The sequence below is a fragment of the Polaromonas sp. YR568 genome (genome assembly GCF_943369415.1).
GTDB lineage: Bacteria > Pseudomonadota > Gammaproteobacteria > Burkholderiales > Burkholderiaceae_C > Polaromonas.
On record NZ_CALRNF020000028.1, the window covers coordinates 1 to 12,644 of the forward strand.

The following is a 12,644-nucleotide window of genomic DNA, read 5'->3' on the forward strand; positions in this document are numbered from 1 at the left end:
CGCCCACTGCTTTTGCTCTGTCGAATATCTTTTCTGTTTCATCTCTTTGCCTGTATTGCCGCCCCAATTTTCCATCGAATGACGAGGCGACAACTATCCTGACATGGAGGGCGAAGCAAAAGAAAAGTGAGTTGCCGCCGGGCAACCCCCGGCCAGCAGAACTAAGAAGAGGGAGAGGCGCACCGCCGGCGCAAGACCCGGCGAAAACTACCCTTGCCCCGAAGCCTCAGTAGCTTCAGCCTTCTTCACCACCCTCACCTCCGGCGACAACTGCCAGAAGATCCCCGCCGACGCGAGCGTGATCAGTCCCATCGCGGCAAAGGTTGCCTGGAAGGAATGCAGCGTGTGCACCGCTTCACCGGCGCCGAAGAACTCCGTGAAGCCGGCCAGCACCGCGCCCGCGGCGGCCACGCCCATGCTCATGGCCAGCATCTGCACCATGGACAGCAGGCTGTTGCCGCTGCTGGCCATGCTGCCGTCGAGGTCGCGCAACGTGACGGTGTTCATTGCGGTGAACTGCATCGAGTTGGCCGCGCCAAAACATGCCAGTTGCAGGATGTGCAGCCACAGCGGCTGGGACGGCGCCACAAACGCAAAGCTGGCCATGCTCAGGCCTACCAGCGCCGTGTTGGTCACCAGCACCCTGCGGTAACCGTAACGCGTAATCAACGGCGTGGTGACGCGCTTGACCAGCATGCTGGCCACGGCGACCGGCACCATCATCATCCCGGCCTGCAGCGGGGAATAGTCCAGACTCACCTGCAGCAGCAGCGGCACCAGGAAAGGCATGCAGGAACTGCCCAGGCGCGAGAACAGGTTGCCGAGCAGCCCGATGCTGAGCGTGGGAATCGAAAACAGCTTGGGCGAAAACAGCGGGTCGGGCCGCTTGGCCGCGTGCAGCCAGTAGGCGGTGAGGCTGGCCATGCCGAAGACCAGCAGCACCAGCACGCTGGCCTGCTTCAGGCCCAGGCCCGAAAGCCCATCCACCGCCAGCGACACGGCCACCATGCCGAAGGCCAGGAACAGATAACCCGGCAGGTCAAAGCGCGGCACCTGCAGCCGGGGGTTGTCCTGCATGTAAAACACCGTGGCCACGCCGCCCAGCAGTCCCACCGGAATATTGATGAGGAAGACCCAATGCCAGGTAGCGACCTCGACCAGCCAGCCGCCCAAGGTGGGGCCTATCAGCGGACCGACCAGGCCCGGAATGGCGATGAAACTCATGGCCTGCAAAAAACGCTCGCGGGGGAAGGCGCGCAGCACGGCCAGCCGGCCCACCGGCAGCAGCAACGCGCCGCCCATGCCCTGCACCACGCGCGCGGCCACCAGCTGCATCAGGTTGCCGGACATCGCGCAGGCGATGGAGCCGACAACGAACAGCGAGATCGCGGCCACATACACACGCCGCGTGCCGAAGCGGTCGGCAACCCAGCCTGAGGCGGGGATCAGCATGGCCATGGTGAGGGAATACGCCACCACCACCGACTGCATGCGCAGCGGGCTTTCGCCAAAACTGCGCGCCATCGCCGGCAAGGTGGTGTTGACGATCGTGGCGTCCAGCGTCTGCATGAAAAAGCCGATGGCCACCAGCCACAGCAGCATGCGCAATGATTTTTCTTCTGCCTGCATGGATGAGAGATGAAGAGATGAAGGAGAGAGCCGGACAGCAAAAAGCCGCCTCAAGGGCGGCTTTTAAAGCGGAGAGCGTTGGGCCGTTCCTCAGGCCGAGAAGCTGGAGCCGCAACCGCAGGTGCTGGTGGCATTGGGATTCTTGATGACGAACTGGGCGCCTTCGAGATCGTCCTTGTAGTCGATCTCGGCGCCGACCAGGTATTGGTAGCTCATGGCGTCGATCAGCAGGGACACGCCGTTCTTGGTCATGGTGGTGTCGTCTTCGTTGGTGATCTCATCGAAGGTGAAACCGTACTGGAAACCGGAGCAGCCGCCGCCTTGCACGAACACGCGCAGCTTCAGGTCCGGGTTGCCTTCTTCGGCGATCAGTTCGGCCACCTTGGAGGCGGCGCTGTCGGTGAAGACAAAGGGCGCGGGCATTTCGGTCTGGATATTTTCGGCAACGGCACTCATGGGGGACTCCAATACTTAAGGGCGAAGCGGGGTTCGCGGTTCGAAGCGTTCAGGCTCTGACGGCACTTGTGGGCAAATAGTACAGCAATTCAATCAACCATAACGCCCATGCGTGTTAGGCCTGCCGCCTATTTGTGAGCGCTTACTAGCTCACCGCAGCGCGTGCACTCAGATATTGTTGGCTGCCAGCTTGAGCGTAGGCTTTTCTTCCAGCTCGGGGTGCGTAGTGGGGCGCAACTGTCCAAAGATGACGGCGCCCTGGTGCATTTCAAGCGCCTTGTAGGAAACGTCGCCCTCTATCCTTGCTTTGGGCTGCAATTCGAGCAGCTCGGACGCGTGGACGGGACCCATGACACGGCCGTTGATGATGACGTGGTCGGCGTGGATATAACCGGTCACCGTGGCGGATTCACTGATCACCAGGATGCTGGAAGTGCCCTCGGCGGCGCGGATGTCGCCGATCACCTCACCGTCGATGCGCAGGCCGTCGGTGAACTTCAGGTTGCCTTCAATACAGCTGCCCTGGGCAATCAGGCTTTTGATGGGCGGCTGCTTCTTTTTTCCAAACATACAAGGATTCCTGTGCTGGGTCGGGGTGGCGGTGGGACGGGATGGCTGGGAGACTCAAAGCTTAAAGGTCTGGGCAGATCTGACCGTTGTTCCTTCAATGACCTTAGCTGTAACAGTTTGTACCACGGCTTGGGGTGGCAAGTCGAGGACACCCTCCACACGCCGGTACTGTTTGAACTGTAAAGTTTGCGGCCCCCCGGGCAAAGTCATGCTCCAGGGCTTGCCGGCCTGGGTTCCGTTGACGGTCAGGTCCAGTTTTCCGTTGAAATTCGGGGCGGCTTTTTCGGCTTGGATGACCAGCACCTGCCATTTGAGTTGGGTATCCGACAACTTTTCAGCCTGCAGACTGCGTATGGTGGCGACTTCGGTGGTGCCGGCCGGTAGCAGCTTTTCGAAAAACCCGAGGTCGTCGCGCAGGCTGCGGTTGTCCGTCTCCAGCTGCTTGATCTGGCTGATCATCTTCTCCTGGGCGGCCTTTTCGGCCGTCAGCAGGCTGCCCGAGGTGTTGGCGATGGACTGGGCCTTGTCACGGTCGGCGCGCAGGCTGGCCAGTTCCTGCCGCAACAGGACAAGCTCCTCCTTGGTGTCGGTGTCGGTGCCGGTGATGCCCTTGCCGAACTCAAACGCCCACAGGGCGATGGCGCCGGAAAAGCCCAGCATCAGGGCGCCGGCAATCCAGCGCAGGGGCCAAGGCAGTGAACTGCGCACCGACATGCGCGGGGAACTGATGGTCAGGCGACGGCGAAACAGGCGGAATTTCAAGGACAGGTCCTGCGGTTTTCGGTTCGGGAGTGCATTGTGCACGCAGACGGGAGCGCGCAAGACCCAATAAGCCGACATAGCCGGTAAAGCAACAGTAAGGGTTTGCATCCGGGCGTTTGCCTACTGTGCCCGCGCCGGCTAAGGCTCCCATCTGGAACCGAAAAGACACGATCAGTCCCGATTTGCGCCGAAAAAAGTGAAAAAGGCGAAAAAGCATTCGCCCATGAAAAAAGCCGCCTGGCGCGAACCAGGCGGCTTTTTCGGCAGCGAAGCGGATTAGCGCTTGCTGAACTGCTTGCGGCGGCGAGCAGAACGGAAACCGACTTTTTTACGTTCGACTTCACGTGCATCGCGGGTCACAAAGCCGGCCTGGCTCAGGGCCGGCTTGAGCGTTGCGTCGTAATCGATCAGCGCGCGGGTGATACCGTGGCGCACTGCGCCGGCCTGGCCGGACTCGCCGCCGCCGTGGACGTTGACCATGATGTCAAACGTCTCGACGTGGTTCGTCAGAAACAGGGGTTGGCGGCAGATCATGATCGAGGTTTCACGACCGAAGAACACCTGGATGTCACGATCATTGATCGTGATCTTGCCGGTGCCTTTTTTGATAAACACACGGGCGACGCTGGATTTGCGACGGCCGGTGCCATTGTTCCATTCACCAATCATCAATGGCTCCTTAGATGTCCAGCACTTTAGGCTGTTGGGCGGTATGCGGGTGCTCAGCACCACCGTACACCTTGAGTTTCTTGATCATGGCGTAGCCGAGCGGGCCCTTGGGCAGCATGCCCTTGACGGCTTTTTCCAAAGCGCGGCCGGGGTGCTTGGCTTGCATGTCGCGGAAATTGGTGGCTGTGATGCCGCCTGGATATCCGGAGTGGCGATAGTAGATCTTGTCGGTCGACTTGGCGCCGGTGACGCGCAGCTGGGCTGCGTTGATGATGACGATGAAGTCACCGGTATCGACGTGAGGCGTATAAATGGCCTTGTGTTTGCCGCGCAAACGGAGAGCAACTTCGCTGGCTACTCGTCCGAGGACCTTGTCGGTCGCGTCAATCACAAACCACTCGTGCGTCACGTCAGCGGGTTTTGCGCTGAACGTTTTCATGAGTTTTCTTTCGAAAAAATGGTTTGTCGGGTTCTTTTCTGCGGTCGGTGTTCTTCTGATGAGAACCTCTTAGGCAGTCAATCCGGTATCGGATTTCTCCATTTACCAAGCTCCGCCGCGGAACCACTAGGCGCTGCAGAGCCAATGATTATATGAAAAATCAAGGACTTGCGTCAATTCAGCCCGGTTAAAGGCATTTCCTCCCGGCAAGAAGGTAGGATAGGCCCATGTTTTCCTATCGCCACGCCTTCCACGCAGGCAACCACGCCGACGTGCTCAAGCACACCACGCTGATCGCGTTGATGAAGTACCTGACCCAGAAAGACACGGCGCTGACCGTGATCGACACGCACGCGGGCGCCGGCCTCTATCGCCTGGACGGCGATTACACCGAAACCAGCGGCGAAGCACAGGAAGGTATTTTTCGCCTGCTGTCCGAACCCAAAGCGGCCGCAGCCCCCGTCAAAAAAGCCCCGGCCGCTACCAAAACCGCAGCAGCCGGTGGCGCCAAACCCGCCGCCGCCCCGGGCTGGGCGCCGGCGCTGCAAGACTATATTGATTTGCTGCGCGGCCTGAACCCCCAGTTCGCCGAGACCGGCGACATCGCCCACCTCAAGATCTACCCCGGTTCGCCCTTCATCGAGCAGCAATTCCTGAGCGGTCGCGACAAACTCAAGTTGTTTGAGCTGCACCCCACCGATTTCAAGTCGCTTTCCGGCAACATCGAGCAGCTCGGCGTCGGCCGCCAGGTGGCGGTTTCCCGCGAAGACGGCTTTGAAGCCCTGAAAACCTTTTTGCCGCCGCCGGCGCGCCGGGCCATGGTGCTGTGCGATCCCAGCTACGAAATGAAGAGCGACTACGGCCGCGTCGCGACCTGCATGGCCGACGCCGTCAAGCGTTTCGCGACCGGCACCTATGTGGTCTGGTATCCCATCATTCCACGGCCCGAAGCCCACGATTTGCCGCGAAAACTCAAAACCCTGGCCGTCAAGGCCGGCCGCAGCTGGCTGAATGCCGCGTTAACGGTGAAATCAAGCAAATTAACGACAGATACCACCGGTGAAGTGATTCGCCCAGGGCTTCCGGCCAGCGGCATGTTCGTCATCAACCCGCCGCATACGCTCAAAGCGGAGCTGCAGGCAGCCCTGCCGCAAATGGTTGCGCTGCTGGGACAGGACCGCAACGCGGGCTTCACGCTCGAGCACGGCGGCTGAGGCAGTTCACGGGAGCAAGCGCCGCCCCTGCGTAGCCCCCTAGCTGGTTTGCACACGGGTGCGACCATGTTTTCCTGTCTTTACCGCCGCGGTGAGTTGTGGCAAGGTTGCCCCGTAACTCTTGCCCTTCTTCTCGCGCCTCCCGGCTTTCCACCCTCCATCGGCGTTTCACGATCCCCATGCCCGCTCAGGCACATCCGACCACCCCAAACCTGCCGGCTCCCGGCGGCGAGCCGCTGACGGGCGGCATGGCCGGTGACGAGGCGATGGAGGCGGAGATCGCGCGGCGGGTGGCCCTGCGCACGCGCGAGCTGGGCGCCTCGCTGGCTCGCTACCAGACCATGGTCGACCTGGCAACAGAGAACATCTGCGTCGGCCAAGGCGGCTTCCTCCGCTTTGCCAACAAGCCCTGCCTTGCGCTGCTGGGCACACAGGCCGGCACGATGGCCGACCGGCCCATGATCGAATACATCCATCCGGAGGACCGCGACTTTGTTTCCGGCAAGCACAAGCTGCGCGCCGCCGGCAACGTCGTCCCGGCCTTTGAGGTGCGGTTCCAGCGCGACGACGGGACGATTTCCTGGGTGGAAATCAACGGCGTGCTGGTGGACTGGGAAGGTGCGCCGGCGGACCTTTTTTTCCTCAAGGACATGACCGAGCGCAAGAAGCTCGAAGCGCTGACCCGTTCGGCCGCCGAGCGCTACCGCGCCGTGGTGGAAAACGTCAACGACGCCATTCTGGTGGTGCAAAAAGGCGTCATCCGTTTTGCCAACACCAGCGCGCAGGCCCTGTTCGGCCGCGCCATCACCGGCCTGCCTTCGCTGCACCTGATCCACCCCGAGGACCGGCCCCTGGTGCAGCAGCGGCGCGAGCTGATGCAGGCCGGCACCATGGTCAACGCCTACGAAGCGCGCTTCATCACGCCGCCGCGCGAGGCGATGGAGCCCGGGCTGCGCACCGGATGGGCCAGCATCTACGGCACGCGCATCGAGTGGGACGGCGAGCCGGCCCTGCTGGTGCTGATGTCCGACATCAGCGAGCGCCGCCGGCTCGACGAGGAACTCAAGAGCGCGCTGGCGCAGCGCGAGGCCATCCTGGAGACCACCGCCGTCGGCGTGACCTTCCTGAAGGCGCGGCGCCACCAGTGGCTCAACCGCACGCTGGCCGCCATGCTGGGCTACAGCCCCGCCGAGTTGCTGGGCCAGGAAACGCGGGTGCACTACCCCAGCGACGAGGAGTTCGAGCGCCTGGGCGCGCTGGCCTATGCGCAGATCACGCAGACCGGCCTGTTCTCGGCCGAGGCGCGCATGCGCCGCAAGAACGGCGAACTGATCTGGGTGCAGCTGGACGGCTCGGCGCTGGACCGCAACCGGCCCGAAGACGGCTCGGTCTGGACTTATGTGGACATCACGCGCCGCAAGGAGGCCGACGAGGAGACCCGGCGCGCGCTGGTGCGCGAGCGCGAGCTGGGCGAGCTCAAGACGCGCTTCGTCTCCATGGCCTCGCACGAATTCCGCACGCCGCTGGCGACGATTCTTTCCTCGGCCGAGCTGATCGAGCACTACGGCGAGAAAATCACGCACCGCGAGCGCCAGGACATCATGGCCGACCTGGTGGTCGCGGTCAAACGCATGCAGGGCATGCTCGAAGACATGCTGACCGTCGGCCAGGCCGATGCCGGCAAGCTCAGGCTCAACGTGCGTCCGCTGGACATCGCGGCGCTGTGCCGCAAGCTTGTCACCGAAATGCACACCAGCGACGCGGGGCAGCACGTCATCGAGTTCGAGGCGCCTGTCGGCCATGATGCATTTTCGCAGTTGGTCATGCTCGACGAGCGGTTGATACGCCACATCGCCAGCAACCTGCTGGCCAACGCCTGCAAATATTCGGCCGCGGGCAGCGTGGTGGTGCTGACGCTGGACGGCGGCAAGGACGAACTGGTACTGAAGGTCAGCGACGAAGGCATAGGCATACCGCCGGCCGACCTGCCGCGCCTCTTCGAGAGCTTTCACCGCGGCTCCAACGTGGGCAACCGGCAGGGCTCCGGCCTGGGCCTGGCCATCGTGAAACACGCCGTCGACCTGCACCACGGCAAAATCGAGGTGGCGAGCACGCCGGGCGCAGGCACCCGCTTCACGGTCAGCCTGCCCATTTCCCAAGGATAGACATGCCCCTTATTCTGATCGTTGAAGACGACGACGCCATCCGCAGCAACATCGTGCGCCTGCTCAAGCTCGAAGGCTTTGAGACCGCCGCCGCGCCCGACGGCCTGCAGGGCCTGGAGCGGGCCCGCGCCGGCCGCCCCGACCTGATCATCTCCGACGTCGGCATGCCCGGCATGAACGGCTTCGAGCTGCTGGCCGCCCTGCGCGCCGACCGCGTGCTCGCCAACACGCCCTTCATGCTGCTCACCGCGCTGGACGACCGCGAGAGCATGCGCCGCGGCATGACTTCCGGCGCCGACGACTACCTGTCCAAGCCCTTCAGCCGCGCCGAACTGCTGGACGCCGTCAACGCCCAGCTCAAGAAAAAAGCGCGGGTGCGCGAAGCCATCGACTCCGAAGTGGCCGCCGGCGAGGCGCGCCTGCGCGCGGCCTTCTCAGACCGCATCAGCGGCGGCCGGCCCGACGCGGTGCCGGTGGACATCCCCGCCACGGCGCAAACCGAGGAGCTCTCCGGCGCCACCGTGCTGGTTGCCAGCATCCGCAACTTCACCTCCATCGCCGAAAAGCTCAGCGCGGCCGAGGTCTCGCAGCTGCTCACGGAGTATTTCGAGCGCGCCTCCGAGCCTGTGCTGAAGAACAGCGGCCGCCACATCAAGTTCATCGGCGACGGCCTGATGGCGGTGTTTTCCGACACGATCACCGGCTCGCCGCTGCCGGCCTCGCGCCGCGCGGTGTCCGCGGCCCTGGCCATGGCGCTGGCCACGCATGAATTCCGCGACTGGCTCGACGAGCGCTTCGGCGAACGCGCCCTGCCCCCTTTCGCCATGGGCGTGGGCATCCACAGCGGCGCCGTCACGCTGTGCCAGCTCGGCACGCAGCAGAACAAGGAACTCACGCCGGTCGGCGAAACCGTGACCCTGGCCGCGCGGCTGGAAAGCGCCTCCGAGGAAATGGGCTGGACCGTGATGGCCAGCGAACATACGCTGGGCCAGGCCGGCACCGGCATACAGACCGGCATCCACACCTCGCTGGTGGTGCCGGGCAAGAACCTCGCCATCGACGTGGCGGAAGTCACCGGCCTGGTCACCACCATGGAAGACAAGATCCACGGCATGGCCAGCCTGACCGAGCGCGCGCACGAAATCAGCGACGCGGTGCGCGCCAATTCCGACATCACCGCGCGCGCCGTCAAGGGTGCGCTGGACTCCAAGCTCTCGGCCCTCAAGGACCTGCGCTTCGACGCCAGCACCGAGCCGGTGCGGCTCAAGGGCTACCGCATCACGCGCAAGATAGGCGCGGGCGGCATGACCGAGGTTTACCTCAGCGAGCGCGAATCCGACGGCCTGCCTATCGTGCTCAAGGTGCTGGACTCGCGCGGCAAGGAGGCCTCGGACCACCTGGTGCGCTTTATCCAGGAATACGCGCTGCTCTGCAAGATCGACCATCCGCACGTGATCAAAATTTACGACCAGGGCTTCACCGACGAGCACGCCTACATCGCGATGGAATACTTCGAGCGCGGCGACCTGCGCAGCCTGTTCGGCCCCAGCCTGGCGCGGCCGCAGGCGCTGACGGTGGCGCGCGAGATCGCGCAGGCCCTGTCGGCCATCCACGCGCACGGCATCGTGCACCGCGACATCAAGCCCGAAAACGTCATGCTGCGCGCCGACGGCAGCGTGGCGCTGGCCGACTTCGGCATCGCCAAATCCATGCTGCAGGCGCAAAGCATGGGCCTGACGCAAACGCACCACGGCGACGTGGTCGGCACGCCCTATTACATGAGCCCCGAGCAGGCCACGGGCCGCAAGGTGACCGCCCAGTCCGATCTCTACAGCCTGGGCGTGATGCTGTTCGAGATGCTGGCCCACCGCAGGCCCTACATCGCCGAATCGCTGGAGCTGCTGCTGGCCAAGCACCTGAACGCCGAAACGCCCGCGCTGCCGGCCGCGCACAGCGACCTGCAAGGCGTCGTCAACAAGCTGATGGCCAAGAAGACCGAGCAGCGCTATGAATCGGCCGAGGCCTTTTTGCTGGAGCTGGAAGGCGTAGCTCCCGCACCCGAAATCAGTTTGTAGCAAAGCACCCCCGTCCAGGCTCACTGCGTGTAGCCTGTTCCCCCCTCAAGGGGGCGGCGCCTGGGGCCGGCGAAGCCGGACCCGCGGCCCCCACTGGTGACATACCCCCACTGCATACGCCCTGAGTCTTCAACCCAGCATGAGCCGTGGAACCGGCTTTGCCGGGCCACAGGCGGGCGGCCCCTCGGGGGCAGGGAGCTACACGCAGTGAGCGACCGTGGGGCTAATATTTAAGCGCAGTGCTCTTGCCCCAGAAGACCCGGTAAGCGAATATCGTGTACCCAATGATCATCGGCAGCACCACCGCCGCCCCCGCCAGGATCACGCCCATGGCCTCGGGGGCCGCGGCGGCTTTCCAGATGTCCAGGCTGTCTATCACCAGCCACGGGAACAGGCTGTAAGCCAGGCCGTAAAAGGCCAGCAAAAACACGCCCACCGTGGCGCCGAAAGGCACCCAGGCGCCGTATTCATTGCCTTGCGCCAGCCGCACCGGCAGGCGCTGCAGGCTGCGGAAGATCACGGCGAACAGCACCAGTGTGGCGGCTGGAATCGGCAGCAGCAGCACGATGTTGGGGAAGGAGAACCACTTGGTGAAAATGCTGTGGCTCACCAGCGGCGTCGCGATCGAGATCGCCGCCACGCCGGCCATGGTGAACCACAGGCTGGCGCGCGCCCAGCGCACCGCGCGCAACTGCAGCGCGCCTTCGGACTTGATGATGAGCCAGCCCGCGCCCAGCAGGCAGTAGGCCGCCACCAGTGCCAGGCCGATCACCGCGTTGAACACGATGGTCCACCAGGTGCTGGCGAAGCCGGTGATCAGCGAGCCCAGCATGTAACCCTGCGACCAGCTTGCCAGCAGCGAGCCGGTGTAGAACATGCGGTTCCACAGCGGCTTGTGGCTGGCGCGCGCCTTCACCCGGAAGTCGAAGGCCACGCCGCGCAGCGTCAGGCCTATCAGCATGAAGGCCACCGGCAAATACAGCGCGCCCAGGATGACGCCGTGCGCCAGCGGGAACACCGTGAGCAGGATGCCCACGCCCAGCACCAGCCAGGTTTCGTTGGCGTCCCAGAAGGGGCCAATGCTGGCGATCATGGTGTCCTTGTCGTCGTCACTGGCGCGGCGCATCAGCACGCCCACGCCCAGGTCGTAGCCGTCCAGGATCACATAGGCCAGCATCGCCAGGCCCATCACCACCAGGAAAACGATGGGCATCCAGCCGGCGGCTTGCGTGAGGTCGGGGGCAAGATCAAGCATTGGGTGCTCCTTCCTTTTCGGGGTAGTTCACGACGTTGAGTTCCTTCTCGGTCTCGCCCGCGGTGCCGTCGTCGCCGAAGGGCTTGTCCGCATGCTTCTTGTGGCGCGCCAGGTAGAACACCACCGACACATACGACGCCAGCAGCACCGCATAGAGCGCCAGGTACAGGGTCAGCGTCAGCGCGATGCGCGGCGCAGGCACTTTGGAGGCCGCATCGGCCGCCGTCAGCACGCCGGTCACCAGCCAGGGTTGCCGGCCTATCTCGGTCACGTACCAGCCGGCGATCAATGCGATCCAGCCCGCGAAAGTCATGGCCACCAGCACGCGTGCATGCCAGACCGTCAAGGTGCGCGCCGGGTCTCTCTTCCACGGCGCGAGCTGCAGCACGCTGGCCCAGCTCACGGCCAGCATCAGCATGCCCACGCCCACCATGATGCGGAAGGCCCAGAACACCGGCGCCACCGGCGGGTGCTTGCCCTCGAACTGGTCCAGGCCCTTGACCTCACCGTCCATCGAATGCGTGAGGTAAAGCGAAGCCAGCTTGGGAATCGCGATCTCGTAGCGGTTTTCTTTTGCCTTTTCGTCGGGCAGCGCGAACAGCACGGCGGGCACGCCTTTTTCAGTTTTCCAGATGCCTTCCATCGCGGCCAGCTTGGCCGGCTGGTGCTCCAGCGTGTTGAGGCCGTGCAAATCGCCCGCGACGATTTGCAGCGGGATCAGCATTGCGGCCATGTAGATGCCGGTCTTCAGGCCGGCCATCACTTCGGCGCCGCGGTCCTTGCGCAGCCAGCGGTAGGCCGACACGCCCGCCACCAGGAAGGCCACCGTCAGCCCCGAGGCCAGCAGCATGTGCGTGAGCCGGTACGGGAACGAGGGGTTAAAGATGACCTCGAACCAGCTCGTCACATGCGCCTGGCCGTTGATCATTTCAAAACCCGCCGGCGTCTGCATCCAGGAGTTGAGCGCCAGGATCCAGAAGGCCGACAGCGTGGTGCCGCCCGCCACCAGCAGGGTGGCCACGGTGTGCATGGTTTCGCTGACGCGTTCGCGCGCGAACAGCATCACGCCCAGCATGGTGGCCTCCAGGAAGAAGGCCGTCAGCACCTCATAGGCCAGCAGCGGCCCGGCGATGTTGCCGACCTTCTGCATGTAACCCGGCCAGTTGGTGCCGAACTGGAAGCTCATGGTGATGCCGCTGACCACGCCCAGCGCGAAGGTCAGCGCGAAGATCTTCACCCAGAACTGGTAGGCGTCCATCCAGTACTGGTCCTGGCTTTTGACGAAGCGCAGCTTGAAGTACAGCAGCACCCAGCCCAGCGAGATGCTGATGGTCGGGAACAGGATGTGAAAGGTGATATTGGCCGCGAACTGGATGCGGGCCAACAGGAATGCGTCAAGTCCGTCCATCG

General features: G+C 63.7%; 11 protein-coding genes. 3 read left to right on the forward strand and 8 right to left on the reverse strand.

Going from position 1 to position 12,644, the window contains the following annotated elements; genetic code table 11:
* Positions 1-207 precede the first annotated feature (207 nt).
* The 6 genes from mdtD to rplM form a co-directional block, all read right to left on the reverse strand.
* Positions 208-1,629 (reverse strand): multidrug transporter subunit MdtD, encoded by a 1,422-nt coding sequence (gene mdtD, locus ACLV74_RS17255; protein WP_411880636.1) that lies wholly within the window; start codon positions 1,627-1,629, stop codon positions 208-210.
* Positions 1,630-1,719: 90 nt separating this feature from the next.
* Entirely contained in the window at positions 1,720-2,085 is a 366-nt protein-coding gene (gene erpA / locus ACLV74_RS17260; RefSeq protein WP_122955163.1) for an iron-sulfur cluster insertion protein ErpA, read from the reverse strand.
* A gap of 168 nt (positions 2,086-2,253) precedes the next feature.
* On the reverse strand, positions 2,254-2,655 hold the full coding sequence (locus ACLV74_RS17265) for a bactofilin family protein (protein WP_411880637.1): 402 nt from the start codon (positions 2,653-2,655) through the stop codon (positions 2,254-2,256).
* A gap of 54 nt (positions 2,656-2,709) precedes the next feature.
* Positions 2,710-3,417, reverse strand: a complete 708-nt coding sequence (locus ACLV74_RS17270; protein ID WP_411880638.1) for a DUF6776 family protein — start codon at positions 3,415-3,417, stop codon at positions 2,710-2,712.
* 276 nt (positions 3,418-3,693) lie between these two features.
* Positions 3,694-4,086, reverse strand: a complete 393-nt coding sequence (rpsI, locus tag ACLV74_RS17275) for a 30S ribosomal protein S9 (protein WP_007867568.1) — start codon at positions 4,084-4,086, stop codon at positions 3,694-3,696.
* A 10-nt stretch (positions 4,087-4,096) separates the two neighbouring features.
* Positions 4,097-4,525, reverse strand: coding sequence for a 50S ribosomal protein L13 (gene rplM, locus ACLV74_RS17280; RefSeq protein WP_007867557.1), 429 nt, complete (start codon positions 4,523-4,525; stop codon positions 4,097-4,099).
* Positions 4,526-4,752: 227 nt separating this feature from the next.
* Here rplM and ACLV74_RS17285 point away from each other — a divergent pair, with 227 nt between their 5' ends.
* The 3 genes from ACLV74_RS17285 to ACLV74_RS17295 all read left to right on the forward strand — a co-directional run bounded on the left by ACLV74_RS17285 (position 4,753) and on the right by ACLV74_RS17295 (position 9,979).
* Entirely contained in the window at positions 4,753-5,739 is a 987-nt protein-coding gene (locus ACLV74_RS17285) for a 23S rRNA (adenine(2030)-N(6))-methyltransferase RlmJ (protein ID WP_411880639.1), read from the forward strand.
* 179 nt (positions 5,740-5,918) lie between these two features.
* Positions 5,919-7,904: a PAS domain S-box protein gene (locus tag ACLV74_RS17290; protein WP_411880640.1), complete on the forward strand. Its 1,986-nt coding sequence runs from the start codon at positions 5,919-5,921 to the stop codon at positions 7,902-7,904.
* 2 nt (positions 7,905-7,906) lie between these two features.
* Entirely contained in the window at positions 7,907-9,979 is a 2,073-nt protein-coding gene (locus ACLV74_RS17295) for a protein kinase domain-containing protein (protein WP_411880641.1), read from the forward strand.
* Between the two features lie 223 nt (positions 9,980-10,202).
* Here ACLV74_RS17295 and ACLV74_RS17300 read toward each other — a convergent pair whose 3' ends face one another.
* Complete coding sequence (locus tag ACLV74_RS17300; RefSeq protein WP_411880642.1) at positions 10,203-11,234, reverse strand: cytochrome d ubiquinol oxidase subunit II; 1,032 nt, start codon at positions 11,232-11,234, stop codon at positions 10,203-10,205.
* Positions 11,227-12,642, reverse strand: coding sequence for a cytochrome ubiquinol oxidase subunit I (locus tag ACLV74_RS17305; protein WP_411880643.1), 1,416 nt, complete (start codon positions 12,640-12,642; stop codon positions 11,227-11,229). The genes ACLV74_RS17300 and ACLV74_RS17305 overlap by 8 nt, the downstream gene beginning before the upstream one ends.
* Positions 12,643-12,644: the final 2 nt, after the last annotated feature.